This window comes from Bradyrhizobium sp. CCBAU 11357 (genome assembly GCF_028128865.1).
Classification (GTDB): Bacteria; Pseudomonadota; Alphaproteobacteria; order Rhizobiales; family Xanthobacteraceae; genus Bradyrhizobium.
Window position 1 is genome coordinate 394,139 of the sequence record NZ_LBJW01000017.1, and the last position, 25,958, is coordinate 420,096.

At 66.5% G+C, this 25,958-nt stretch carries 27 protein-coding genes; 11 read left to right on the top strand and 16 right to left on the bottom strand.

Annotated features, from left to right (window positions below):
• Positions 1-5 precede the first annotated feature (5 nt).
• The 5 genes from acuI to XI05_RS06870 all read left to right on the top strand — a co-directional run bounded on the left by acuI (position 6) and on the right by XI05_RS06870 (position 6,123).
• Positions 6-992, top strand: coding sequence for an acrylyl-CoA reductase (NADPH) (acuI, locus tag XI05_RS06850; protein WP_271499927.1), 987 nt, complete (start codon positions 6-8; stop codon positions 990-992).
• Between the two features lie 115 nt (positions 993-1,107).
• Entirely contained in the window at positions 1,108-1,695 is a 588-nt protein-coding gene (locus tag XI05_RS06855) for a hypothetical protein (RefSeq protein WP_172787261.1), read from the top strand.
• A gap of 162 nt (positions 1,696-1,857) precedes the next feature.
• Entirely contained in the window at positions 1,858-2,103 is a 246-nt protein-coding gene (locus tag XI05_RS06860) for a DUF6894 family protein (protein WP_172787262.1), read from the top strand.
• A 206-nt stretch (positions 2,104-2,309) separates the two neighbouring features.
• Positions 2,310-4,046, top strand: a complete 1,737-nt coding sequence (locus XI05_RS06865) for a methyl-accepting chemotaxis protein (RefSeq protein ID WP_271499928.1) — start codon at positions 2,310-2,312, stop codon at positions 4,044-4,046.
• A 388-nt stretch (positions 4,047-4,434) separates the two neighbouring features.
• Positions 4,435-6,123 carry a methyl-accepting chemotaxis protein gene (locus XI05_RS06870; RefSeq protein ID WP_271499929.1) on the top strand — a complete coding sequence of 563 codons (1,689 nt, stop codon included), beginning with the start codon at positions 4,435-4,437 and terminating at the stop codon, positions 6,121-6,123.
• Positions 6,124-6,193: 70 nt separating this feature from the next.
• Here the strand turns inward: XI05_RS06870 and XI05_RS06875 are convergent, their stop codons facing one another.
• The 6 genes from XI05_RS06875 to ygfZ form a co-directional block, all read right to left on the bottom strand.
• Positions 6,194-8,899: a DUF2339 domain-containing protein gene (locus XI05_RS06875; RefSeq protein ID WP_271499930.1), complete on the bottom strand. Its 2,706-nt coding sequence runs from the start codon at positions 8,897-8,899 to the stop codon at positions 6,194-6,196.
• Between the two features lie 50 nt (positions 8,900-8,949).
• Complete coding sequence (locus XI05_RS06880; RefSeq protein WP_260382620.1) at positions 8,950-9,918, bottom strand: NUDIX hydrolase; 969 nt, start codon at positions 9,916-9,918, stop codon at positions 8,950-8,952.
• Between the two features lie 280 nt (positions 9,919-10,198).
• Positions 10,199-10,705, bottom strand: coding sequence for a tyrosine phosphatase family protein (locus XI05_RS06885; RefSeq protein WP_172787267.1), 507 nt, complete (start codon positions 10,703-10,705; stop codon positions 10,199-10,201).
• A gap of 145 nt (positions 10,706-10,850) precedes the next feature.
• Entirely contained in the window at positions 10,851-11,465 is a 615-nt protein-coding gene (locus XI05_RS06890; protein WP_271499931.1) for an HD family hydrolase, read from the bottom strand.
• Entirely contained in the window at positions 11,462-12,088 is a 627-nt protein-coding gene (locus XI05_RS06895) for a DNA-3-methyladenine glycosylase I (RefSeq protein WP_172787269.1), read from the bottom strand. Before XI05_RS06895 ends, XI05_RS06890 begins: the two co-directional genes overlap by 4 nt.
• Entirely contained in the window at positions 12,085-12,960 is an 876-nt protein-coding gene (gene ygfZ / locus XI05_RS06900) for a CAF17-like 4Fe-4S cluster assembly/insertion protein YgfZ (protein WP_271499932.1), read from the bottom strand. The genes XI05_RS06895 and ygfZ overlap by 4 nt, the downstream gene beginning before the upstream one ends.
• Before the next feature lie 97 nt (positions 12,961-13,057).
• Here ygfZ and XI05_RS06905 point away from each other — a divergent pair, with 97 nt between their 5' ends.
• The 5 genes from XI05_RS06905 to XI05_RS06925 all read left to right on the top strand — a co-directional run bounded on the left by XI05_RS06905 (position 13,058) and on the right by XI05_RS06925 (position 17,167).
• The gene (locus XI05_RS06905) at positions 13,058-14,392 is read left to right on the top strand and encodes a dihydroorotase (RefSeq protein WP_271499933.1); all 1,335 of its coding nucleotides are present in this window, start codon (positions 13,058-13,060) and stop codon (positions 14,390-14,392) included.
• Between the two features lie 154 nt (positions 14,393-14,546).
• Positions 14,547-15,416, top strand: a complete 870-nt coding sequence (locus XI05_RS06910; protein WP_271499934.1) for a sulfurtransferase — start codon at positions 14,547-14,549, stop codon at positions 15,414-15,416.
• 109 nt (positions 15,417-15,525) lie between these two features.
• The gene (locus tag XI05_RS06915; RefSeq protein WP_271499935.1) at positions 15,526-16,218 is read left to right on the top strand and encodes an RNA polymerase sigma factor; all 693 of its coding nucleotides are present in this window, start codon (positions 15,526-15,528) and stop codon (positions 16,216-16,218) included.
• An 85-nt stretch (positions 16,219-16,303) separates the two neighbouring features.
• The gene (locus XI05_RS06920) at positions 16,304-16,837 is read left to right on the top strand and encodes a DUF4142 domain-containing protein (protein ID WP_271499936.1); all 534 of its coding nucleotides are present in this window, start codon (positions 16,304-16,306) and stop codon (positions 16,835-16,837) included.
• 9 nt (positions 16,838-16,846) lie between these two features.
• On the top strand, positions 16,847-17,167 hold the full coding sequence (locus XI05_RS06925) for a cupredoxin domain-containing protein (protein ID WP_271499937.1): 321 nt from the start codon (positions 16,847-16,849) through the stop codon (positions 17,165-17,167).
• Positions 17,168-17,342: 175 nt separating this feature from the next.
• Here XI05_RS06925 and XI05_RS06930 read toward each other — a convergent pair whose 3' ends face one another.
• The 4 genes from XI05_RS06930 to XI05_RS06945 form a co-directional block, all read right to left on the bottom strand.
• Complete coding sequence (locus XI05_RS06930) at positions 17,343-17,609, bottom strand: hypothetical protein (protein ID WP_025034564.1); 267 nt, start codon at positions 17,607-17,609, stop codon at positions 17,343-17,345.
• Between the two features lie 251 nt (positions 17,610-17,860).
• Entirely contained in the window at positions 17,861-18,238 is a 378-nt protein-coding gene (locus XI05_RS06935) for a TIGR02301 family protein (protein WP_271499938.1), read from the bottom strand.
• A gap of 45 nt (positions 18,239-18,283) precedes the next feature.
• A complete protein-coding gene (locus XI05_RS06940; protein WP_271499939.1) occupies positions 18,284-18,718 on the bottom strand; it encodes an NUDIX hydrolase in 435 nt (144 codons plus the stop codon).
• 9 nt (positions 18,719-18,727) lie between these two features.
• Entirely contained in the window at positions 18,728-19,237 is a 510-nt protein-coding gene (locus XI05_RS06945) for a hypothetical protein (protein ID WP_172787278.1), read from the bottom strand.
• Between the two features lie 63 nt (positions 19,238-19,300).
• Here XI05_RS06945 and XI05_RS06950 point away from each other — a divergent pair, with 63 nt between their 5' ends.
• Positions 19,301-20,065, top strand: a complete 765-nt coding sequence (locus XI05_RS06950) for an SOS response-associated peptidase (RefSeq protein ID WP_271499940.1) — start codon at positions 19,301-19,303, stop codon at positions 20,063-20,065.
• A gap of 117 nt (positions 20,066-20,182) precedes the next feature.
• On the opposite strand, the gene XI05_RS06955 is transcribed toward XI05_RS06950, so the two are convergent.
• From XI05_RS06955 to XI05_RS06980, 6 genes are all read right to left on the bottom strand, one after another.
• The gene (locus tag XI05_RS06955; RefSeq protein WP_271499941.1) at positions 20,183-21,376 is read right to left on the bottom strand and encodes a CaiB/BaiF CoA transferase family protein; all 1,194 of its coding nucleotides are present in this window, start codon (positions 21,374-21,376) and stop codon (positions 20,183-20,185) included.
• Between the two features lie 34 nt (positions 21,377-21,410).
• Complete coding sequence (locus XI05_RS06960) at positions 21,411-22,337, bottom strand: glycine reductase (protein WP_271499942.1); 927 nt, start codon at positions 22,335-22,337, stop codon at positions 21,411-21,413.
• A gap of 153 nt (positions 22,338-22,490) precedes the next feature.
• Complete coding sequence (locus tag XI05_RS06965) at positions 22,491-23,072, bottom strand: NUDIX domain-containing protein (protein WP_036003663.1); 582 nt, start codon at positions 23,070-23,072, stop codon at positions 22,491-22,493.
• A gap of 9 nt (positions 23,073-23,081) precedes the next feature.
• Positions 23,082-23,525, bottom strand: coding sequence for a GNAT family acetyltransferase (locus XI05_RS06970; RefSeq protein ID WP_271499943.1), 444 nt, complete (start codon positions 23,523-23,525; stop codon positions 23,082-23,084).
• Positions 23,522-24,949, bottom strand: coding sequence for an FAD-binding oxidoreductase (locus XI05_RS06975; protein WP_271499944.1), 1,428 nt, complete (start codon positions 24,947-24,949; stop codon positions 23,522-23,524). The genes XI05_RS06970 and XI05_RS06975 overlap by 4 nt, the downstream gene beginning before the upstream one ends.
• 16 nt (positions 24,950-24,965) lie before the next feature.
• Positions 24,966-25,955: an L-threonylcarbamoyladenylate synthase gene (locus tag XI05_RS06980; RefSeq protein ID WP_271499945.1), complete on the bottom strand. Its 990-nt coding sequence runs from the start codon at positions 25,953-25,955 to the stop codon at positions 24,966-24,968.
• Between the last annotated feature and the right edge of the window lie 3 nt (positions 25,956-25,958).

A 25,958-nucleotide genomic window follows, 5' to 3' on the forward strand; every position in this document is an offset into this window, starting at 1 on the left:
CAGTCGTGGCCACATTCAAGGCTGTCAGGATCGACAAGGCGGACAAGGGCACCACCGCGCAGCTCGCGCAGTTTGACGAAGCCGAGCTGATGGAGGGCGACGTCACCGTCCGGGTGGAATGGTCGACGCTGAACTACAAGGACGGCCTTGCGCTCACCGGCAAGGCGCCGGTGGTGCGCCGCTTCCCGATGATCGCCGGTATCGATTTCGCCGGCACGGTCGAAGCCTCCTCGCATCCGCAGTGGAAGGCGGGTGACAAGGTCGTCTGCACCGGCTGGGGCATGGGCGAGACCCATCTCGGCGCCTATGCCGAGAAGGCGCGGGTGAAGGGCGACTGGCTGGTCGCTCTTCCGCAGGGCCTGTCGGCGCGCGACGCCATGGCGATCGGCACCGCCGGCTTCACGGCGATGCTCTCGGTGCTGGCGCTGGAGAAGCACGGCATCTCGCCGAAGAGCGGCCCGGTCGTGGTGACGGGTGCTGCCGGCGGCGTCGGCTCGGTTGCGATCGCCGTCCTGTCCAAGCTCGGCTACCACGTCATCGCTTCGACCGGCCGCGTCTCCGAGGCCGACTACCTGAAGCAGCTGGGAGCTGCCGAGATCATCGACCGCACCGAACTGTCGGCGCCGGCAAAGCCCCTCGCCAAGGAGCGCTGGGCCGGCGGCGTCGACAGCGTCGGCTCGACCACCCTCGCCAACCTGCTCTCGATGACGAAATATGGTGGCGCGATCGCGGCCTGCGGCCTGGCCGCCGGCATGGACCTGCCGTCCTCGGTGGCGCCGTTTATTTTGCGCGGAGTGTGCCTTCTCGGCATCGATTCCGTGATGTGCCCGATCGAGCCCCGGAAAGCCGCCTGGCAGCGTCTGGCGTCCGACCTGGATCGAACAAAACTATCTGAAATTACTGAGGAAATTTCGCTCGACCAGCTTCCGGAGTGGGGCGCGAAAATCCTGGCCGGCCAGGTTCGCGGCCGCGTCGTGGTAAAAATTGTCTAACGGCGTTCAGACTTTACCAACCAAGCTGCTTCAATGTCGCCATGGTTGGTATGGTAAGCAGCGGGTAAAGAGATAAAGGCATCGCCCGCTGCGGGGGTTGGGTTCGGAGTTGAGCATGCTTGCGCGTATTGTGTTGGGGGCTGTCACGGCGGCAGCGACGTTTGCGCCGGCCATCGCTGGAAGCATGAACGCCGACGAGGCGCGCCGCTTCGTGGCCGGCAAGGTGTTCGCCTTCACCTGTTTCGACGGCACCCGCGGTGCAGGCCGCATCCTCGACGATCTCGGCGCCGCCGGCGCCGTGCAGTTCTCGGGCTCGGGCCCGGTGAAACATCTTCGCCTGCCCGGCAACACCCTCCAGATCCGTGGCCAGAACGTGTGCGCCTCGATCAAGGGCATCCCGTTCGAGCCCTGCTTCAACCTGGAAAAGACCGACGACCGCAGCTTCCGCGGCTCGGTGTCGGGCATGGGCTTCGCCTATTGCGACTTCCATCACCAGGGCGGCAATCAGATGCTGATGGCGCGCGCCGCAGCGCGGCCGCGCTCGCTGCACAGGCCGGAGCACACCGGTTCGGTTGCCGCCTCGACCACCGAGGTCGCCGCGCGCGTCGAGACGCCGCGTGTCGAAGGCAGCCGGCTCGAGCCGGTGAAGTCCGAGCCGGCGAAGAACGAGGGCCCGCTGGAGCTGCGCCGCTCGACGCAGTGAGCTCGCCTGCGCGGGACGACCCGCGCCATTGATCGTCGAAGACATCATCGAACACCAAGCCGGCGCGCCGTAGTCATACGGACCGCGACCTTCACGCCTTGGTAGCTGTTCGCGCCCCAGTTTGCGCGCGGCCGGGGGGCGGTCCCACGCAAGGGTTCAACGATGTCGCTCTATTTCTTCCGCATCAGCACCGGTCGCTATTCCGGCGCCGCCGACCTGCCGTACGAGTTCGAGGATCGTGCAGCCGCCTGGACCGAGATGACAGAGGTGTGCGCCAATCTGCTCAGCGGCATCGCGCGCAGCCTGAAGCCGAACGCCGAGTGGTGCATGGAGCTGCTCGACGAGAACAAGCAGCCGGTCTTTCGCATCAGCCTCGTCGGCGAGACCATCGGCTGCAAGGCGTCGTAGATCCGACTTGAAGCTGCAATTTACAACTATGACGAGATCATATCCCTTCGCGCTCAATCATTTAGCGTGCAAAGTCAGTATTTCTGCGAGGGATCGCGTTAACCAAATCGGAATGTGAAAAGCTCACTTTTTGGGCAGCAGCGCAGTCAATGCAAGGGAAAGCCGACAATAACTCGGCTGCGCGTTCCTTCGGGGGAAACATGCCCATGCTGAGCCTTGTTCAGAATCTGAGGATCGGGACCAAGCTGGCGATTGCGTCGGCGCTCGGTGTGCTCCTGGTGGGCGCCATGATCGTGAGCCAGATGCGTGGCAATGCGAGCATTCGCGAGACCAGCCACAGCGCACTTGAACAGCAGGAGATCGTGCGCGACGCCGTCCGGGCCGAGGTTGCCGTTCGCGGCATGCAACTCGCGGTGCGAGATCTTCGTCTCGCCAACAGCGCGGCCGACCTTCAGAAGGCCACCCAGAGATTGGAGGATCAGCAGCAAGCGATGGGCTCGCTGGTCAATGAGATGCTGAAGCTTTCTCACTCGGCCGAAAATCGGGCTCGCATGGAGAAGCTGAGATCGCTCGCCGCGGACTACACCAAGGCTGCACAGCAAATCGCCGCGGTGCGCGCCGAAGCCCTCGCCGCGAGCGGCGCCGATGGCGCTTCGCGCGCCGCGAAGCTCAATGAAGAAGCGATTCGCATCGCGCGAGAGGTTACCCTGCCCATCGCAGCTCAACTCGACGGGCTGATCGAGCAGATCGCCGACTATGCGAAGCATAAATCCGAAGAGAACAACGCCGCGGCCATCGCAGAGATGAGATCGAGCGAGCAGGTCGGGATGGTGGTCGGCGCGCTCGCCATGCTCGTCCTCGTCTGCTCCTGGCTGATGTCGTTCCTGACCATCGCGCGGCCGGTTCGCGCGCTCACGGTTGCCATGGACAAGCTCGCCGGTGGCGATTTCTCCGTGGTTCTGCCCGGTCTCGGCCGCAAGGATGAGGTCGGCGGCGTCGCGGCGGCCGTCGAAAAGTTCAAGATCGTGTCTGAGCAGAAGGCGCGCGAGGAAGCTGAAGCCAAGATCAGGCAGGACCAGCTTGCGGCCGCGCAGCGCAAGGCCGAGATGCACAAGCTGGCCGACAGCTTCGAAGCCGCGATCGGTGAAATCGTCGACACCGTGTCCTCGGCCGCGACCGAGCTGGAAGCTTCCGCATCGACGCTGACCGCGACCGCGGCGCGCGGACAGGAGGTCACCACCATGGTTGCTGCCGCTTCCGAGGAAGCATCCACCAACGTGCAGTCGGTGGCGTCGGCGACCGAGGAGCTGTCATCGTCGATCACCGAGATCAGCCGGCAGGTGCAAGAATCCGCCCGCGTCGCCGGCGATGCGGTGAACCAGGCCCGCAGCACGACCGATCGTGTCGGCGAGCTTTCCGCGGCGGCGGCGCGGATCGGCGACGTGGTCGAGCTGATCAACACCATCGCCGGCCAGACCAATCTTCTGGCGCTCAACGCAACCATCGAAGCGGCGCGGGCCGGCGAGGCGGGCCGCGGCTTTGCCGTCGTCGCCTCCGAGGTCAAGGCGCTTGCGGAGCAGACCGCGAAGGCGACCGGCGAGATCGGCCAGCAGATCGCCAGCATCCAGACCGCCACCGAGCATTCGGTCGGCGCGATCAAGGACATCAGCCACACGATCGAGAGGCTGTCGGAGATCTCCTCGACCATCGCAGCCGCGGTGGAAGAGCAGGGCGCAGCAACGCAGGAAATTTCCCGCAACGTGCAGCAGGCGGCCACGGGCACCCACCAGGTGTCCTCCAACATCACCGACGTGCAGCGCGGCGCGAGCGAGACCGGGTCGGCATCCACGCAGGTGTTGGCAGCAGCGCAATCGCTGTCGAGCGACAGTAACCGGCTCAAGCTCGAGGTCGGCAAATTCCTCGGCACCGTGCGCGCCGCCTGAAGGCGGCGTCGGCCTTCAGGCAGGCTTGATCTGCAACCGCCGCGCGTGGAGGCGCGGTGGTTGCAGAGCGAGGTCGCGCGCTTTTTGGAGTCGGTGCGGGCGGCGTGACGGCAGCCGGCGCGAATGCTGCGGTGCACCGAGCTGCGCCCGCATCGCAACGCGAGAAGCCGATGCAGCTGCAAGAGAGAGTTGCAGAGACAACACGATCGCTGCGCGCGAGCCGTATTCTTACGTAGGCTCCTGTTAACGCCTGTTTGCGACTATGGGCGCAATCCTCCGGGAAAGAGAACCAGCCAGCATTGTTGAACTGACCTCCGCCCGGTCGTCCGTCGTGACGCTGCGGCGCAGGGGATGTGCGCGTTGCCGGGTAATCATCGGGATTGTCGTGATGTCGAAGTTGTCGATCGTCTTCAAGCTGCTGACCGTGCTGTCGGTCCTGGTGCTCTCGCTCGCCGGCGTCGGCGTGATGGCGATCGGCACGATGCAGAACATCAACGCCCACACCGTCGAGATTGCGGAGAGCTGGCTGCCGAGCGTGCGTGCGCTCGGCTCGATGCGTGCCGACATCAACGAGCTCCGCGTCGCGCTGCGTCTGCACCTGATGCAGGACACCGCCGAAGGCAAGGAGGCCGCGGAGAAGCGGCTGGCAGGCTTGCGCGAGCGCATCGAGAAGACGCGCAAGGTCTACGAGCCGCTGATCACGGTCGCCGAGGAGCGCTCGCTGTACGAGCAATGGACCAAGGCCTGGGCCGAGTATCTGAATGGCGTGCAGGACGTGATGGCGCTGTCGCGCAAGAGCGTCGGCCGCTTTCCGACCGACGCCAACGAGCTGCTGCAGACCAAGGTCGCGAAGATGGCGCAGGCCGCCGATCCCCTGCTGCAGAAGGGCATCGAGCTCAACAACAGGGGCGCCGAGCTGGAGACCAAGCAGGCGGCCGACAGCTACGCCACCGTGTTCCGCGTGCTGGTCGGCATCATCGTCGCTGCCGTCGTGATCGCGATCGGCGCCGCCTACTATCTCGTGCGCGACGTCTCGCGCGGCATCGCCTCCATCATTCGCCCGATGCAGTCGCTCGGCGAGGGCGACCTTTCGGCCGAAGTGCCGCATCGCGGCGAGAAGACCGAGATCGGCTCGATGGCGGATGCGCTCCAGATCTTCAAGGAGGCGTTGATCGCCAAGAAGGCCGCCGACGAGGCGGCGGCGCGCGACGCCGAGGCCAAGATCGAGCGCGGTCGCCGCGTCGACGCCATCACCCGCAATTTCGAGGTCATGATCGGCGAGGTCGTCGAGACCGTGTCGTCGGCCTCGACCGAGCTCGAGGCCTCCGCGGCGACGCTGAGCGGCACCGCGCAGCGCGGCCAGGAACTCGCAACCGTCGTTGCGGCAGCGTCCGAGGAAGCTTCCACCAACGTCCAGGCGGTGGCCTCAGCCTCCGAGGAGCTGTCGTCCTCCATCACCGAGATCAGCCGCCGCGTGCAGGATTCGGCGCGGATGGCGGCGGAGGCGGTCGAGCAGGCGGCGCGGACCAACGAGCGCGTCAACGCGCTGTCGCAGGCCGCCGCCCGCATCGGCGACGTCGTCGAGCTCATCAACACCATCGCGGGCCAGACCAACCTGCTCGCGCTGAACGCGACCATCGAGGCGGCGCGCGCAGGCGAAGCCGGCCGCGGCTTTGCCGTCGTCGCCTCCGAGGTCAAGGCACTGGCCGAGCAGACCGCGAAAGCGACCGGCGAAATCGGGGCGCAGGTCTCGGGCATCCAGGCCGCAACGCAAGAATCCGTCAGCGCCATCCAGGAGATCGGCGGCACCATCGAGCGGCTGTCCGAGGTGTCCGCGGCGATCGCCGCCGCCGTCGAGGAGCAGGGCGCGGCCACGCAGGAGATCTCGCGCAACGTTCAGCAGGCCTCGCTCGGCACGCAGGAAGTGTCGTCCAACATCACCAACGTGCAGCGCGGCGCGATCGAGACCGGCTCGGCCTCGAGAGAAGTGCTGTCGGCGGCGAAGTCGCTGGCGACCGACAGCACCCGCCTGAAGGTCGAGGTCGCGCAGTTCCTGGAATCGGTCCGCGCGGCCTAGAGGCATCGCTCGCTCGTTGTTCACGTCTCCCCGCTGGGGAGAGGTGAAGTACCCCACCCGACGATCTAGTCTAGCTGCCGGTCTGCGGCGCAGCCGGCGGCGGTGCGATCTGCCGCCGGAACAGGATGCGCTGGTAGAGCCAGCCGATCGCGACCAGCACGACGCCGAGGCACATGAACGAGAGCGCGCGATAGACGCCGGTCAGCGTCGACATGTCGATGACGAAGGCCTTCAGGATCGTCAGCGCGATCACGGCGGCGGACGCCAGCCGCGCACGCTCCGAGTTGACCAGGATGCCGACGCCAAGCAGCACCACGCCGAAGGCGAGCCAGCCGATCGAATAGGTGTATTGCTCGGCAGCCGAGGTGCCGCCGTAGAGCAGGACCGGGCCGTGATAGAAGCGGCGGATCTCCAGCGTCACATAGGTGAGCGCGAACACCAGGGCGCCAGCGGCGATCGTGTTCGCGTATGCGACGGGACGATGTCCCGCCACCGCGTAGGAGAGCAGCAGCATCAGCACGGCCGGCAGCGCATAGCCGAGCAGCAGCAGGTTGAACACGAGGCCGCCGACATTGACGCTCGAGAGCAGCAGCGGGTTCTCCAGGATCAGGAGGCCGAACACGCTGATGATCCCGGCAATCGACGTCAGCACGATCGCCCCGACATTGTGGACGATGCTGTGGCTGCGCAGCCGCAGGCGCTCCAGCCCGATCGCCATGGCGAGCGTGATGCAGACCTGCAGCGCGAATTCGAGCAGCGAAGGCGGCGAGGTCATGCGGCCACCGGTCGCAAAGTGCCGGATCTCCGCGAACGCGAGCAGAGCGGTGAACAGGATCGCTGCGGTCTCGACCACGCGCAGCGGCGCGTCGTCGGCGCGGCGGCGCAGGAAGATGCTCGCGCCCCAGAACGAGGCGGCCGGCAGGCCATAGCCCCACAACAGCCAGTTGAAGATCGGCGTCGTGCCGACGGCATCGCCGACGATGCGCGGATCATAGACGATGCGCGCGGTGACGATCGCGGCGAAGATGGCAGCCAACCGGCGCAGCACCGGAATCGGCCGCTGCAACGAGATCCAGGCGGTGCCGAGCGACATCAGCGCGAGCGCGATGGTGAGCCAGCCCTTCTCCAGGGCGAAGGTCAGCGCCAGCGCCAGCGCGCCGAGCGTGCCGGTCGCGAACAGCGCGACCGAGGTGGCAACGCCCGGGCGTTCTTCGCGGCGCATCAGTGCCTCGGTCGCCGCGCCAAAGGCCGCGGCGAGCAGCACGGCGAGGATCGCGAACGGGATCGAGCGGTCGAGATGGGCGATGCGCGCATAGAGCGCGACCAGGATGGCGATCGGCGTCGCGACGCCAGCCGCCGACCACACCACGGGAATGATCGCCGAATTCGAGCGGCCCTGCGCGAAAAAGCCCGCGATGCCGAAGCCGGCGGCGAAGATCGCGGCCGTCACCAGATGCAGGGTCACCGCGCTGTCGGTCGCGACCGGGCCGACGCCCGGCATCGGGCCGCCCGGCAGCACCAGCATGTCAGGATTGGCGCGCACCGCCCATTCGGCGAACACGATGAACACGGCTGCCGCGGCTGCGCCCAGCGCGCCCGTCGCCGCCGGTGCACGCCAGGCGACGAACAGCGTGCCGCCGACCAGGAGCGTGAATGCGAACAGCGCGAGATCCGCATGCGCGCTCGACAGCACGACAAGCATCGCGCCGAACAGATAGGCGCCAAGCGCGCCCGATGAGACCGGCTCGATCTCGCCGTCCTCGAAGGTGGGTCCGAACATGAAGCCGCAGACGACGAGCAGTGCGGCGAGTACGAAGCCGACGATGGCGTGGAAGGCGTGCGGCGCGACCTGCACCTGTTCGGTATCGAGACCCGGGAAGATCCAGAGCACCGCGAAGGCAATGGTCGTGACCGCAAGCCAGCGCCACAGCCTGATGCGGGCGAGACCGAAACTCGCGGCCGTCACGACCGCAAGATAGATGTAGAGCGCCCAATAATCGGGCTTGCCCGAGGAGACGAGGATCGGCGTCACGAAGGCGCCGACGACGCCGAGCCCCGCGAGCGCGGGGCCGTGCAGGAGCGCTGCGGCCAGCGTGCCCATCGCAACGATGCCGAGCAACACGAAGGCCGTCGCAGGCACGAGGAAGCCGTAGAGCGCGTAAGCCGCGTAGATGGTCGCGAACGCCACCGCCGTTCCGGCCGCGGTGAGGATCGCGGGGATGTTGGCGATCGGCAGCGCCGCGATGCTCGAGATGCTCTCCTTGCGCCGCGTCCATTCGCCGGCGCCCAGCAGTGCAGCGGCGAACAGGCCGCCGAGGAACACGCGCACGCCGGGGCCGAGCAGGCCGGCCTCGATCGAATAGCGCACCATGAAGAAGCCGCCGAGCGCGAGCGCAAGCCCGCCGATCCACACCACCCAGCGGGTGCCGAGCCGCTCCTCGAAGCCGGGTGCTGCCTCCGGGACCGGAGGGGGCGCATCGGCGCCCGTGCTCGGCTCGAGCGGGGGCGGCGAAATCTCTTCGGTGACGAGCGGCGGCGGCGTCGTTTCAGCTTCCGGCGCCAGCGGCGGCGGCTCGGCGGCCGCACTCGTCGCGGTTGCTTCGGCCTGCGCCGGCATCAGCGGCGGCGGCTGCACCGGCCGCTGCGCATAAAGCATCTCTTCGAGCGAATTGAGCCGGCGGCGCAACTCGGTCGCCTGGCTGGATGCCTTGATCGCAATGAGGAAGGCGATGATCGCGATGATCAGCGCAAAGGCGTCAAACGGGCCGTCGAACATGAAGCCTCCAGGCAACCGGCGGGCAGGGGCCGGTACCAAAATATCAGGATCTAGCGCCGGGAGCGCACGCGCAAGCCCGGCGCGGGCCGCTCCTGGAGCACCTCGCGGCGGAAGCGGTAGAGCGCTGCCGGCCGTCCGCCCGTCTGTGTCGACATCACCCCGGTCGGTTCGACCAGGGCTTCCATTTCGACCAGGCGGCGGAAATTCTGCTTGTGCAGGTGCCGGCCGGAGATCGCCTCCACCGTATGCTGCAGTTCAGTAAGTGTGAACTCAGCCGGCAAAAGTTCAAACACGACAGGACGATACTTCAGCTTTGCGCGCAGCCGCGCGATTGCCGTGGCGAGAATCCGGCGGTGGTCGAACCGCATCGAGGTCCCGAGCGGGGGAAGCGTCTTGCGCGCTAACGCCGCAGGACGGCCGTCGCGGCGCGCCTCCTCGATCAGCCCGGCCTCGTAGAGCAGCTCGTAGCGGTCGAGCACGCGCTCCTCGTCCCAGGGCGCGCCGTCGAGACCGAAATAGAATCGCACCCGATCCTTCCGCGGCAGCGCGCGCGTCGTCTCCGGCGTCTCCTCCTCGGCCCATTTGGTCAGGGCGGGGATGATGTCGCGGGCGATGATCGCCGGCGGCTGCTCGCGCCAGTCTTCCCAGGGGAAGAAACGATACCAGGGCGCGAAGCTCGCCGCGTTTGCCGCGAGCTCGCCATCGACGGGGCGCGTCAGCGCGAGATAGCCGATCGACACCATATGGGCGCCGGTGTCGCCGGCCTCGGCATGACGGCCGCGGTCGCCGAACGTGTAGAGCTGCTCGACATAGCCGAGCCGCAGCCCCGCCTGTCGCTCGACCCAGGCGCGGAGGCCGATCTCGAACGTGCGATGGCTCACCGCGTCGAACGGACCGAACGGCAGGCCGGCCAGCCCGTCAGCACCGCGCGCGGTCAGGATCAGCGGCTCATGGTCCTCGATCGCGACGATCGCGGCGGTCAGGCCGATCTCGATCGGCGTCAGCAGCGTCTCGCTCATGCGGTGACGATCGCAGGTGTTGCGAGAAGAATGTCTTCGTTGGTTGAGCCGGTCGCTCCCCGGGCAAGCTGCAACCTCTCCCGCTTGCGGGAGAGGCGTAGGCCGCCCTCGGCGGCCGTAACTAGAGACGCCGAGGCAAAGCCTCGGCTATGGCGTAGCGCCGGGTGAGGGTTTTGTCCTCTAGGGGATTGTCCCGTTGCAGAGACACCCTCTCCCCAGCCCTCTCCCGCAAGCGGGAGAGGGGGCGCGGTCCCGTCGTGGTTGCTATTCGACTCCCGCCTCATTCGAGCTCGATCACGAAGGGGCGGCCTTCGACCATCATCGCGCCGGGGCCCATCTCGTCGAGTGCGCGCAGCATGCGGCCCTCGCGTCCCAGCGCGCGGTCGGCGAGACCGACGATGCGCCGGTTCGGCGAGGCGATCGGTGAAGCCGCGCGGATCTTCTTCGCGATCTCGATCTCGTCGCGATGCGGATTGAGGGCACAGACCGCGGCGAAGGCGCTGGCGGTGGAGCGGCTGATGCCGGCATAGCAATGCACCACCAGCGGGGCGCTGCGGTCCCAGCCGCGCACGAAGTTCAGCACCTGCTCGATATGCGTCTCCGACGGCGCGACGAAGCCGTCCATCTCCTCGGTGATGTCGTCCATCGACACCTTGAGATGGTTGGCCGGCAGCACCGACACCGGCCGCGCCACCTGTTCGACATTGGCCATCACGGTCAGCACATGGCTGGCGCCGGTGATGCGGACGGTTTCGGGAAGCGCGGCGAGGGAACAGACGTGGATCATGGCGAACCTTTTTGCGCCCGATTATAGCGAGCGCTCGTAGGGTGGGCAAAGGCGCATCGCGCCGTGCCCACCATTTCGCAACTGCGCGCATCGCGCTTAGTTTGGTGGGCACGGCGCAAGAGCGCCTTTGCCCACCCTACAGGACCTACGCAAACACCGCGCCAAACCGCTCCAGAAACTGCTTCTCGGCCCGCGCCGCGGTCCAGGGCGTCAGATAGTCGCGCCGGACGCTGTCGGAGAGACCCGGATCCTTGCCGAACAGGCGCCGCGCTTCGCTCGCGCTGAAGCCGGCAAGCTCGGTCGCCTCGAGATAAGCTGCACCGCGATCGGCGGCCTTGATGGCCTGCGTGATGTCGTCAGGCAAGACCGGTGGCAACCCGAAGCGGATGTGGATGGCGCCGAGCAGCCGCTTCTCGACCGCCTTGTAATGACCGTCGAGCACGGCCTTGAACGGCGAGATCATGTCGCCGATCACATATTCCGGCGCATCATGGAGCAGGGCCGCAAGCCGCACGCGCTGGTCGACGCGAGGCATCTCGTGCCGCAGCACGGTCTCTACCAGCAGCGTATGCTGTGCGACCGAAAAGATGTGCGCACCAAGGGTCTGGCCGTTCCAGCGCGCCACCCGCGCCAGCCCGTGCGCGATGTCGCCGATCTCGATGTCGAGCGGGGAGGGATCGAGCAGGTCGAGCCGCCGGCCCGACAGCATGCGCTGCCAGGCGCGGATCTCCTCGTTGCGCGTCGCCTTCTTCGCCGTCATTTGGCCTTGAGGCGCGGCTTGCGCTGTGTCTTGCCGCAGGTCGCATGACAGTGGCAATCGACCAGGTGGTCATTGACCATGCCGGTTGCCTGCATGAAGGCGTAGACGATCGTGGGGCCGACGAATTTGAAGCCGCGCGAGGACAGCTCCTTGGAGATCTGCACCGACAACGGCGTCGAGGCCGGCACGCTTCCCGTGGTCTTGAAGTGGTTGACCTTGGGCCGTCCGTCCATGAAGTCCCACAGCAGCTTCGAGAAGCCCGGGCCCTTCTCCATGATGTCGAGATACGACTTCGCGCTCAGGATCGCGCCGTCGATCTTGGCCTTGTTGCGCACGATGCCGGCATCGTTCATCAGCGCGTGAACCTTCTTGGCATTGTAGCGCGCGATCTTCTCCGGCTGGAAATCGTCGAAAGCTTTGCGGAAATTGTCGCGCTTGCGCAGGATCGTGATCCAGGACAGGCCGGCCTGGAAGCCGTCCAGCATCAGCTTCTCGTACAACGCGCGGTCGTCAAATTCCGGCACGCCCCATTCGGTGTCGTGATAGGCGACGTAAAGCGGATCTTCACCCGGCCACGGACACCGCTTCACGCCGTCGGGATGCAGACGTGCAGCGCGGCTCATGCGATAGGCTGCTTGGCTGGAATTCGAACGACGTCTGGTTCAGCGAGCGTCAAAGCCAGCCCCCCGGCGGTGAGCGGCTCGCCTGCATCGAGCGCGTCTGCGACACGGTCGATGCGCACCAGCGCGATGCCCTTGCCGCCGGCGCTCGAGCCGATCGTGCCGACAGGCTTGTCGCCGGCGAGAATGGTCGTGCCCGGCTCGGGCGAGGCGTCCTCGAGCAGCACTTTCACGCTGCGCGTGCGCGCGGTGCCGCGATGCTGCATGCGCGAGACGACCTCCTGGCCGACATAGCAGCCCTTGTCGAAATCGACGCCGGCGAGGCGATCCATGTTGGTCTCGTGCGGGAACGCATCGCCGTACATGAAATCGAGCCCGCCGCGCGGCACGCCGAGCGCGATGCGGTGCGCCTCGTAGTCCGCCGCATCGACCAGCTCGGCGCCGATAAGGTCCGACAGTTTCTGCTTGAGGTCTTCCGGGATCAGGATGCGGGTGCCGAGCCCATCGGCCCGCGGATCGGCGAAGGCAAGGTCGGGCTGGGCCGCCGACTCGCCGTCCCAGGCCGCGAGCACGCCGAGGTCGAGGTTGTCCACCGTGACCTTGGCGCGCAGCTTGTAGAATTTCAGCTTGGTGGCGAGGGTGTCCGCCAGCGCCTTGGGGCAATCGATCAGGAACCCGCCGCCGTGACCCGCGGGCGCTTCCGTGATCAGGAAATCCACGATGATCTTGCCCTGCGGCGTCAGCAGTGCGCCGAATCGCCCCAGGCCAGGTTTCAGCCTGTCCAGGTCGGTGGTGACGAGGCCATTGAGGAAGTTGCGCGCATCCTCACCCGCGACTTTGATCACGCCCCGGTCGGGAAGAAACGCCGATTTCATGCGAAAATCTCTTGCGACATGTTGCTCCGGAACGTAAGCCCGCAACGCATAAACGACAAGACCTCGAGCCCTGCGCCCTGAGGATGAGAGAGGCCCCATGACCCAGCGTTTCGATGTGATCCTCAAGGGCGGCACCGTGGTCAACCAGGACGGCGAGGGTGTCCGCGATATCGGCATCGCGGGCGGCCGCATCGCGGAGCTGGGCCCGCTGTCGCAAGGCTCGGCCGCCGAGGTGATCGACTGCAAGGGCCTGCACATCCTGCCCGGCGTGATGGACACGCAGGTGCATTTCCGCGAGCCCGGGCTGGAGCAGAAGGAAGACCTCGAGACCGGTTCACGCAGCGCCGTGATGGGAGGCGTCACCGCCGTGTTCGAGATGCCCAACACCTCGCCGCTGACCGTGACGGAGGCCACCTTCACCGACAAGGTGAAGCGCGCCCATCACCGCATGCATTGCGATTTCGCCTTCTTCATCGGCGGCACCCGCGAGAACGTGCAGGACCTGCCCGTGCTGGAGTGCGCACCCGGCTGCGCCGGCGTCAAGGTGTTCATCGGCTCCTCGACCGGCGCGCTGCTGGTCGAGGACGACGAGAGCCTGCGCCGCATCTTCCAGGTGATCCGCCGCCGTGCCGCCTTCCATGCCGAGGACGAATACCGCCTCAATGAGCGCAAATCGCTGCGCATCGAAGGCGATGCGCGCTCGCATCCGGTCTGGCGCGACGAGACCGCGGCGCTGATGGCGACGCAGCGGCTGGTCAAGCTCGCGCACGAGACCGGCAAGCGTATCCACGTGCTGCACATCTCGACCAAGGAGGAGATCGAGTTCCTGCGCGACCACAAGGACGTGGCCTCCTGCGAGGCGACGCCGCACCATCTCACCCTGGTCGCGCCGGAATGCTACGAGCGGCTCGGCACGCTGGCGCAGATGAACCCGCCGGTGCGCGGCGCCGATCATCGCGCCGGCATCTGGCGCGGCATCGAGCAGGGCATCATCGACGTGCTCGGCTCCGACCACGCCCCGCATACGCTGGAGGAGAAGCAGAAGACCTATCCGGCCTCGCCCTCCGGCATGACCGGCGTGCAGACGCTGGTGCCGCTGATGCTCGATCACGTCAATGCCGGCCGGCTCTCGCTCGCGCGCTTCGTCGACCTCACCAGCGCCGGCCCCGCGCGCCTCTACAACATGGCCTGCAAGGGCCGCATCGCCGCCGGCTACGATGCCGACTTCACCATCGTCGATCTCAAGCGCAGCGAGACCATCACCAACAAATGGGTGGCCTCAAAGGCCGGCTGGACGCCCTATGACGGCGTTCGGGTCACCGGCTGGCCCGTCGGCACCTTCATCCGCGGCCGCCGCGTGATGTGGCAGGGCGAGCTGGTGACGGCCGCGCAAGGCGAGCCGGTGCGGTTTTTGGAGACGCTGAAGGCGTAGGCTTTTCCGTCGGGGACGAACGCACCATCCCCGTCATTGCGAGCGCAGCGAAGCAATCCAGTCTGTCGCCGCGGAAAGACCCTGGGTTGCTTCGCTGCGCTCGCAACGACGAGGGGAGGGGTCTACACTTCCTCTCGAACGGGAGTGCAGTCCGATGTCCCAACCGACACCCCTCATCACCACCGAGCAGGTCGCCGCCATGCTCGGCGATCCCAACCTGCGCCTCTACGACTGCACGACCTACAACGAACCAGTCCCGCCGGGCAGCGATGTACCGTATCGGGCGGTGCCGGGCGACAAGACGTTCGCAGCGGGGCATATCCCGGGCGCCGATTTCCTCGACCTGCAAGGCGAGTTCTCGGACACCTCCTCGCAACACTTCTTCATGATGCCCGATGTCGCCCAGCTGGAGGCCGCCTTCGGCCGCCACGGCCTCGATGCGGGCAAAGCAATCGTGCTCTACAGCATCGGAACGATGATGTGGGCAACGCGGTTCTGGTGGATGCTGCGCGCGCTCGGCGTAGATGCCCGCGTGCTCGACGGCGGCTTCGACAAATGGCAGCAGCAGGGGCGGCCGGTCGAGACGGGCGCACCCAGGGGCTATCCAGCGACGACCTTCAAGGCGGCGCCGCGCCCAGGCTTCTTCGTCGACAAGGAGGCCGTGCTGGCGAAGATCGGCGATCCCGCGACTGTCATCGTCAACGCGCTGGGGCCGCAGTTTCACCGCGGCCTCGAGCCGAGCCGCTATGGCCGGCCGGGCCGCGTCCCCGGCAGCGTCAATATTCCCGCAGCCACGCTCGTGAATGCCGACAAGACGCTGACGAATCTTGCGGATGCGGAAGCAAAGTTCGCCGCTCAGGGCGTCACGCGCGACAAGAATGTGATCCTTTACTGCGGCGGTGGCATCTCGGCGACGATCGACCTCTTGCTGCTGACGCAGCTCGGCTACGACAAGCTGACGCTCTACGACGCTTCCATGGGCGAATGGGCGAGGGATGCCTCGTTGCCGATCGAGACCGGTTAGGAGGTCCTTACCCTCCAGGAACGGGTAAGATCCCGGGTAAGAAAGTCGGGAACCTTTCCTCTGCGCCTGCATCCAATGTCGTGAACCAATTGGAGACAGGATACCCGCCATGCCAGGGACCGCAGCCGGCCTGACCGCCGGCGCCAGGACTTCGGAAGCCGCGCTGGTGGCCCGCGCGCGGCGCCGCGACGAGGCCGCTTTGCGCGAGATCATGCAGGCCAATAACCGCCGGCTCTTCAGGCTCGCCCGCGGCATCCTGCGCAGCGACAGCGACGCGGAGGACGTTGTGCAGGAGACCTATGTCCGCGCCTTCACGCATCTCGACGGATTCCTTGGCGAGTCGGCGCTGTCGACGTGGCTGTCGCGCATTGCCATCAACGAAGCGCTCGCACGCGCACGCGGTCGGAAGCCGCAGGTCGAGCTGGGATCGGTGCCGGAGGCAACGCTCGAAGCGCAAATCATCCAGTTTCCGCTTTCGTCCGCCGCAACTGATCCGGAAAAGTCCATGGCCCAACGCGAGATCCAGCGTGTCGTCGAACGCGCGGTCGATGAACTGCCCGAGACCTTCCGCATGGTCTTCATCGCGCGGGTGATGGAAGGGATGAGCGTGGAGGAGACCGCCGGGCTGCTCGGCATCAAGCCCGAGACGGTGAAGACGCGGTTGCACCGTGCACGCGCGATGCTGCGCGAGAACGTCGAGAAGAAGATCGGTCCGGTCGTGATGGATGCGTTTCCGTTCGCCGGTGAGCGTTGCGAGCGCCTGACGGAGGCCGTGCTCAGGCGGCTTGGCATCGGGGCCTAATTTTTCGGGAACGTTCGCGCGGCATTGGCATCCAACCTGTGCAAGCAACAGTCCGGAACGTTCCGGCCCACAGGAGAGTCAAGCCATGTTGATCCGATGGAGCGCGGCGGCCGCCGCAGCGATGATGTTGTCGAGTCCCGTATTGCTGCAAGGCGCCAGCGCGGCCGACAAGCCCACCGATCCCCAGATCGCACATATCGCCTACACCGCGGGCGTGATCGACATCAACGCCGCCAAGCAGGCGCAGAAGAAGGCCAAGAACAAGGACGTCAAGGCGTTCGCCGAAGACATGCTGCGCGACCACGAGGCGGTCAACAAGCAGGCCCTCGCGCTCGTCAAGAAGCTGAACGTCACGCCGGAGGACAACGACACCAGCAAGGCGCTGTCGAAGCAGGCGGCCGACATGCTGGCCGAGCTCGACAAGCTCGATGGCGCAGCGTTCGACAAGGCTTACGTCGCCAACGAGGTCGCCTACCACAAGGCGGTCAATGGCGCCCTGGAGACGCAACTCATTCCGTCCGCGAGCAATGCCGAGCTGAAGAGCCTGCTGCAGACCGGGCTGAAGATCTTCCAGGGCCATCAGCAGCACGCCGAGCACGTTGCGGCCGAGCTGAAATAGGAGCGTCGGATGATGCCGGGACGCCTCGCCTCGATCGCGCTTGCGGTCGACCTCCTGTCGACGATCGTCCCGGCACGCGCCGCGTCGATCGAGATCACGATGGACAATCTCGTGATTGCGCCGGCTGAGGTATCGGCCAAGATCGGCGATACCATCACCTGGGTCAACAAGGACGTCTTCGCCCACACCGCCACCGCCAGGAACGGCGATTTCGATGTGATGCTGCCGCCGAAGAAATCAGCGACGTCAGTTCTGAAGAAGGCCGGAACGGTCGAGTATTACTGCCGCTATCATCCCAACATGAAAGCGACGCTCAAGATCGAGCCATGACGAGGGAGCGAATTCCCGCGCGCTGCGGGAACATCTCCCGATGATCGCGAGACTAATGCTTGTCCGCTGAAAGCGGCTTCCGTGCGATAAGAGCGGCAGACTTCGCGAAGCCTTTCGCCAAGTCATTCATCCGCAACTGGCCCCGCCCGCGTGGCGGGGTCATTTTCGGAGCGGCCTACTGCCTGGAGATGCCGACCGAGAATTCGCCGTTGCGGATGCGGCCGGGAAAGCCCTCGACGAATTTTGCCACCGCGTCCTCGCCATAGGTGCCGACGAGCTCGGCGAGCGCCGCGAACAGGCTCGCCTGCGCCAGGCAGTCGCCGTCGACGCCGTCATGGCGCGCCTCGGCCCAGGCCTCGTTGAGATAGCTCAGCGCAGCCTGTTTCTGCTCGTGATCGGGCAGCGGCGCGCGGGCGGGGGCGTAGGAAATCGGCTGGCTCATGAAACTCGGTCAGGGCTGGGGCGCGATCCACGGCGATGCGCTGTGCGAGAAGGTGTAGCACGGGCGTTAACGACCGCTAGGCCACATCTTTAAGAACGGTTAACGGCTGTGAACAAAGTCGATGACAGGGTTCCAGTCCCTTGTCATTCTGGGGCGCGGCGAAGTCGCGAGTCCGGAATCCATCGGGCCGCAGAGTCTGCCGCGCAATGGATTCCGGGTTCGCGCTACGCGCGCCCCGGAATGACGAGGAATCAGTTCGCGTAGCGCGCCGTGAGATCCCGCGAGATCTTCGAGCCTTCCTCGATATAGCGGCGGATCGCCACCGTCGCGGCCGGCGTGCAGCTGCGATAGGTCTGCTGAAAACCGTTATAGCCGCGGTTGAAGGCGGCGATCATGCGGGTGCGGCGCTCCCCGGAGGGGGTTTCGGCATCGATCAGCGCCTGCATCTCGTTGCGCCATTTGTTGCCCTCGTTCGCCCCGCAGATGCCGCGCAGATAGTGCAGGCCGCCCAGGATCTCGGCCAGCCGCTGCAGTCCGCCGTCAAACGGCGCCGCCACGTCCTGGGCTCTCGCAGGCCCGGAGACGCAGGCGAGAACCAGGGCAAAAATGGCCAGAAATCGCATCGACATCGGCGGCTGTATGCCCCCTCGGGGCGGCTGGCGCAAGACGGGCCGTCAGGCCCCAAGCAGCCGGTGAGCCGACAGGATGACCTCCTCCAGCCCCCCGGTCAGCTTGAGGTCGCCGAGGCTTGCCAGCGCATCCGGCGCGATCCAGCGGTAATCGTCGAGCTCGTCGTTGAGAGCCGGCTCCCGGGCCGTCCAGCGGGCGGCAAAGGACATGATCAGGTAATGGCCGGCGCCGGCGGTGGCCGGCAGCACCTCGCGCCAGCCGGCAAGGCCAACGATCTCGATACGAAGCCCCGTTTCCTCGTCGACCTCACGGCTCAAGGCCTGATGCAGCGATTCGCCGAACTCGACGCGGCCGCCCGGCAGCGAATAGAAGCCCTTGGCGGGCGAGCGGGCGCGGCGGACCAGCAGCACCTTGCCGTCGCGGAAGATCGCCGCGCTGACCGCTAGCTGGGGATGGGCAGGATGGACGATTGCGGCCAATCGCGTCACCTATCGGGCCGAGTTCGCCATGATGGTGTCGACGTCGGCTTCCGCCCCGCCATTGATGATGCCGCCGCAGGCTGCGATCAGCGGCTTGACCCAGAGGGTGGCCTGCTCGGCGAGGCGCACGCGGGTCGAGTCCTTCTCGACCTCGCGCATGGCCGAGCCGACCGCGGTCAGGATCGAGGTCATGGTATCCGTCATGTGGTCGAACTGGGCGCGCACGTTGGGATCGGCTTTCTCATAGGCTTCGATCGCCAAATCCCGCGCCTTGAAATTCGACGCCGTGAAATGCTCGGCATAGGACAGCGGCGTCCAGGTCAGGAAGTCATCCGCGCATTCCGGCATATCAGGCACCATTTCGAGCAGCATCACGGCTTCATTGAAATGGTTGAGATAGTCGGTGGCAAGCCCGGTCCGCGGGTTGATGTTGGCCACGCGCAGCCGTTCGGCCCAGGCGGCCGCCTCGGGGCCCGTCTGTACATGCGTCCGCGCGGGTTGGGTGGCCGTTGAGCTCATCTGCCGCAGTGTTAACGTTCGGGGTTAAAAGGACCTGAACGGACCCTATATAGGCCCCCAAGGATGTGTGGACGCTTCGTCATAACTTCGGCCCCCGCGGCTTTGCGGCAACTGTTCGGCTATGTCGAGCAGCCGAATTTCCCACCCCGGTACAACGTCGCCCCGACGCAACCGATTCCGGTGGTGCTGGTGGAGAACGGCGCGCGCCATCTCCGCCTGATGCGCTGGGGTCTTCTGCCGAGCTGGGTCAAGGACCCCCGCGGGTTCACGCTCCTGATCAACGCCCGCTCCGAGACGGTGCTGGAGAAACCCGCCTTCAAGAACGCAATTCGCCGCCGGCGCGGCCTGATCCCGGCCGATGGCTATTACGAGTGGAAGACGGAAGCCGGCCGCAAGCAGCCCTTTTTCATCCACCGCGCCGACGGTGAGCCGCTCGGCTTTGCCGCCTTGTTCGAGACCTGGGTCGGGCCGAATGGCGAGGAGCTCGACACGGTCGCGATCGTCACCGCGGCGGCGGGCGAGGATCTCGCCGCTCTGCATGACCGCGTGCCCATCACCATCAGCCCGCGCGACTTCGAGCGCTGGCTCGACATCAAAGGCGACGAGGTCGATGCGATCCTGCCGCTGATGAGGCCCCCGCACGTCGGCGAATTCGCCTGGCACCCGGTCTCCACCCGCGTCAACCGCGTCGCCAATGATGACGAGCAGCTTGTGCTGCCGATCAGTGCAGAGGAGATCGAGGCGGAGGCCGAGGCGACAAAGCCGAAGAAAGCGGTGCGGAAGACTGCGGCCGCGTCGTCGGATGACGGCCAGGGGTCGTTGTTCTAAGCGCGGTGCCGCAGTGCCGTAGGGTGGGCAAAGGCGCAACGCGCCGTGCCTACGATCCCTCTCTTCAACACGCGGTGGTGGGCACGCTTCGCTTTGCCCACCCTACGGCACGGAGCTTCAGACAATCTCCCTCGCCCGTAAGCCCGCGATCTCCGCCGCGTCGAATCCCAGCTCGCCGAGCACCGCGTCCGTATCTGCGCCCAGCTCCGGCGCCATGCGGTCCAGCCGACCGCCGCCATGGGCGAGCTTGAAGCCGCTGCCGGCAAAGCGCAGCCGCCCGTATTGCGTGTCCAGCTCCTGGATCGCACCGCGCGCCTTGATTTGCGGATGGTCGATGACCTCCTCGACCTTCCAGATGCTGGCGCAGGGCGCGCCGGCGTCTTCCAGGATCGTTTCCCATTCGCGCGCCGGCCGTGCAGCGAGCGCCTCCTCGATGATTGCGCGGAGCGCCGGCTCGTTCTCGTTGCGGGAGAACCAGTCCGCAAAGCGCGGATCTGACAGCGTATCCTCGCGGCCGAGTGTGGTCATCAACGCGCGGTACTGCTTCTCGTTGTTGACGGCGAGCAGGATATGGCCGTCGCCGCACTTGAACAAATTCGCCGTGGTCCGGCGGCTCACCGCCTGATTGCCAGAGAGTGTTTGCCGATGACCAGCGACCGACCAGTCGGCGATCTGGCCCGAGAGAAACGCCAGCGTCGCCTCCAGCATGGAGACGTCGATCAGCTGCCCCTTGCCGGTGCGGTCGCGCTGATAGAGCGCGCTCGACACGCCGAAGGCAGCCGTGGCGCCCGAGAGCACGTCGCACACCGCAAAGCCGGCGCGCGTAGGCCCCGTCTCGGGATGGCCGGTGATGGCCATGATGCCCGACAGCGCCTGCATCTTGCCGTCATAGCCGGGGCGCAGGCGATCCGGCCCGGTCTGGCCGAAGCCCGACACCGCGCAATAGATCAGCTTCGGATTGATCGCGGACAGCGCCTCATAGCCGATGCCGAGCTTGTCCATCACGCCCGGGCGGAAATTCTCCATGACGACGTCGACGGTCGCTGCGAGCTTCTTCACGATCGCGATCGCCTCCGGCTTCTGCAGATCCAGCGTCAGGCTGCGCTTGTTGCCATTGATGGCCTGGAATGCCGGCGCCAGGCCGCGCTCGGCCCATTCGCGGGACAGCGGCGTGCGGCGCATGTCCTCGCCCTCGCGCCGCTCGACCTTGATGACGTCGGCGCCGAGCAGAGCCAGCTGATAGCTCGCATAGGGGCCGGCCAGCACTTGCGTGAAGTCCAGGATCTTCACGCCCTCGAACGGTCGCGTCACCTCGCTCTCCCTTGATTGTTGTTATCGGAGGACGTCAGGCAGCGCGGTTGCCGCGCGCGATCTCCTTCTGCTTGTCGAATTCGGCGCGGCGGCGCGCCAGCTCTTCAGGGCTCAGCTGCGCGACGTTGTTGTAGTCGAGCTTCCAGGAGGCATCCTCGCTCCAGCGCAGCGGCGACTGCATCGTGGTCTGCGGACCGCTCGCGGTCTCCAGCAGCCGGAGCGCGAGCTCGAGCGTCTGTGCCTGCGAGGCGATGTCGTGCGGCTTGCCGGCAGAATTGCCGAGCGGGAAATCAGAGAACAAGAAGCGCGGCACGGCGGCGTGCTCGACGATGTCCTTGGCGCAGCCCATGATCACGGTGGCAATGCCGTTGCGCTCCAGATGCCGCGCCACCAGCGCCGTGGTCTGGTGGCAGACCGGGCAGTTCGGCACCAGCACCGCGACGTCGACCTTGTCCGCGAGGCAGCGCGCCAGGATCTCCGGCGCATCGGTATCCAGCGTGACACGATGGCTGCGGTTGGTCGGCGCGCCGAAGAAGCGCGGGGCGATCTCGCCGATCCGCCCCGCAGCGGACGCTTTCAACAGCTGCGGCAGCGGAAACCAGGTGCCGCTGTCGGTGGCCGATGTGTGCTTGCGGTCGTAGCCGATGTGCGAGATGCGCAGGTCGTGCTCTATCGATGTGTCGCCGTCATAGACCTGATAGAACTTCGCGCTGCCATTATACGCCGCGCCCGGCCCCTGGTCGCCCTTGGCCGGATCGTAGGGCGCAGCGGTGGTGATGAGGGTGACGCGCGATTGGGCCAGCGGTTTCTTCAGCGGCTGGAACGGCGCCTCGGTGTAATGCGCCCAGCGGTACGGCGTGGTGTAGCCGATCGCCGCGTAATAATCGCGGGTGCGCTGCATGTAGGGAACGGGGGAATCGTAGTCGGGCGCAAAGCCGAATTCGTCGCGCGGAGCAGACATGGCGCGTCTCCTGGTTCTTGGTTGGAGCCAGACTAGAGATAGTTTTGCGGTTGCTCAACCAGGGGAGCGGCGGCGCAGGTCAGAATTGCAACAGGCGATGAAGCCACGCGCACGCTACCACTTACCCTCCCCCTCCAGGGTAGGGTAAGCGCGTCACTTGAACACGTGCAGTGCCACATACTGCAGCAGCATGATCGCCTTGGCGTCGATGATGCGGCCGTCGGCGATCATCGCCAGGGCCTCGTCGATCGAAAGCTCCAGCACCTCGATGTCCTCGCCCTCGTGCTCGAGGCCGCCGCCGTCGCTCACCCGCATCTCGGGCTCGTATTCGGCGACGAAGAAATGCAGCTTCTCGGTGATGGCGCCGGGGCTCATGAAGGCCTCGAACACCTTGTGGACGTGGTGCAGGCGATAGCCGGTCTCTTCCTCGGCCTCGGCACGGATGCGCTCCTCGGGCTCGGCGTTGTCGAGCACGCCGGCGGCGGCCTCGATCAACAGGTCATCGTAGCCGCGGATAAAGGCCGGCAGGCGGAACTGGCGCACCAGGATCACGGTCCGCCGCGCGAGATTGTAGGGCAGCACCGCGGCAGCGTTGTCGCGCTCATAGGTCTCGCGATGCTGGGTCTGCCACTCGCCACTGGCGCGACGGTACTCGAACGTCGTGGTCTTCAGCGTGGTCCAGCCGTCCGAGAGCACGCGGACGTCCTTGATGCGGACGCGGTCGGAAATGGTCATGGCTGGATCTCAATTGCTTGGCGTGGTCGCTCGGCCGTCGAGCCACTTCTGGAACATCACGGAGGTCGAGAGCTCGAAGCCCAGCGAACCATAGAACGCGTTGGCCTGCGCGTTCTCGCGGCGGACCAGGAGCTGCAGCTTCGAAATCCCGGCGCTTCGCAGCCAGTCCTCGGCCGCGGCCATGACGATGCGGCCATAACCGCGTTTCTGACAGGTGGGATCGACGGCGACGTAATAGACCCAGCCGCGATGGCCGTCATGGCCGACCATCACGGTGGCGACGATCGCGCCATTGTCGCGCCCGACCAGCACGGTGGAATTGGCCCGGCGCCGCGCCAGCGCGATGTCGGCATGCGGATCGTTCCAGGGCCGCGTCAGGCCGCAGCGCTGCCATAGCGCGACGACTGGCTCGACATCGGCGTCGGAGATGGGCTCGATCGAAAGGGCGCTCACAGCACCTTCCCCGGATTCATGATGCCGAGCGGATCGAGCATCGCCTTGACCTGTCGCATCAGCTCGATCGCGGTCTTGTCCTTCACCTCGGGCAACTCGTCGCGCTTGAGCACGCCGATGCCGTGCTCGGCCGAGATCGAGCCGCCCATGCGCAGCACGATCTCGAACACCACCGCGTTCACATCATGCCAGCGCGCGAGGAAATCGGCGGTGTTGGCGCCGATCGGCTGACTGACATTGTAATGCAGATTGCCGTCGCCGAGATGGCCGAACGGCACCGGCCGGGCGCCGGGGATCAGCTTCACCACGGCCGCATCGGCTTCCGCGATGAATGCAGGCACGGCCGCAACCGGGACGGAGATGTCGTGCTTGATCGAGCCGCCTTCCGGCTTCTGCGCCGCCGACATCTCGTCGCGCAGCTTCCAGAACGCGCCGCGCTGGGTGAGATTGGCCGCGATCACGGCATCGTCGACGATCTCCTCCTCCATGGCGCGGGCGAGGATCGTCTCCAGCGGCGTGCGGGCATCCTCGCTTGGCGATGACAATTCCATCAGCACGTACCAGGGATGCTTCTCCGCGAGCGGATCGCGCACCTCGATGCCGTGGCGCACGGAGAAATCCACCGCCAGCTGCGACAGCAGCTCGAAGCTCGTCAGCGCATTGGCGGCTTCGCCTTGCGCGATGGTCAGCAGCTTTAGCGCCGCCGCCGGCGATTTCAGCCCGACGAAGGCGGTCTCGATCGCCCGCGGCTTCGGAAACAGTTTCAGCGTCGCCGCGGTGATGATGCCGAGCGTGCCTTCGGCGCCGATGAAGAGGTTGTGCAGATTGTAGCCGGTGTTGTCCTTCTTCAGCTTCGACAGCGCGTTCAGCACGCGCCCGTCGGCGAGCACCACTTCCAGGCCCAGCGCCATCTCGCGCGCGACGCCATAGGCGAGCGCTGCGGTGCCGCCGGCATTGGTGGAGAGATTGCCGCCGATGGTGCAGCTGCCTTCGGCCCCTAACGACAGCGGAAACAGCCGGTCGACCTCGGACGCCCTAGCTTGCGCGATCTGCAGCACCACGCCGGCTTCGACCGTCATGGTGTTGGAGGCGGTGTCGACCTCGCGGATCTTGTCGAGCCGGCGCAGCGACACCACCACCTCGCCATTATGCGGCGTCTGGCCGCCGACGAGTCCGGTGTTGCCGCCCTGCGGCACCAGCGCGATGTTGTGCGCGGAGGCGAGCTTGCAGATGGCAGAGACCTCCGCCGTCGAGCCCGGGCGCAGCACCAGCGGCGAGCGGCCGTGGAACAAATTGCGCTCTTCGGTGACGTAAGGCTCGATATCAGTCGGATCGGTGATCGCGTGGCGGTCGCCGACGATCTTGCGGAATTGCACGATCAATTCGGGGGCAAGCGGCGGGGTGGCAGGCTTGTTGATGTTCATGTCCTCGTCTCTTGCTTCACCGCGCCACCGCGGCGCGGCGCAGCCGGTCGTTGATCGCCTCGCCCAGACCATCTTCGGGTATCGGCATCACCGCAATCGCCCGCGGCGCTCTCGCATCGAGGCTGCGAAGATAGCCGAACAGATTGGCGGCGGCTTCATCGACATCACCGGTGGGCGACAAATTCATGACGGCCGACGCGGCGTCAAGGCCGGGCAGGCGCGCGGGGCCGAACGCCAGCAGCGCCTCGCCCGGCGCGATCTCACGCGCATCGAGCCGCACATGGGCGCGCGGCGCGTAATGCGAGGCCAGCATGCCCGGCGCCAGCGGCTGGCCGTCGTCGCTGCCAGCCTCCACCGGCGGCCGCGCCAGCGGCGCGCCCAGCACCGCCTCGATCCGCTCGCGTGACAGCCCGCCGGGACGGAGCAGCATCGGCGCGTCGAGGCAGCCGACGATCGTCGATTCCACGCCGACCGTAACAGGCCCGCCATCGACGATCAGGTCGATCCGCCCGGCAAGGTCGCTCTCGACATGGGCGGCCAGCGTCGGCGAGACGTGGCCGGAGATGTTGGCCGACGGCGCCACCACGGCGCCGCCGAAGGCGCGCAGAATCGCCTGCGCGACGGGATGGGCGGGGATGCGGATCGCCACCGTGTCGAGGCCGGCGGTGGCGAGATCCGCCACCGGGCAGTCCTCGGTCTTCGGCACCACCAGCGTCAGCGGCCCCGGCCAGAACGCCTCCGCAAGCGCCAGCGCGCGCGCGTCGAACCGCCCGATCCGCCGCGCGGCCTCGAGGTCCGCGACATGCGCGATCAGCGGATTGAACGCCGGCCGCCCCTTGGCGGCGTAGAGATGGGCGATCGCGGTGGCATTGGCGGCATCCGCCCCGAGCCCGTAGACCGTCTCGGTCGGAAACGCGACCAGCCCGCCGGCCGCAAGTCGCCGGGCGGCGGCTTCCGCGCCGGCCGCGCCGGCCGGCAAAATCAGCGTTTCAACACCCGTTTTCACAGG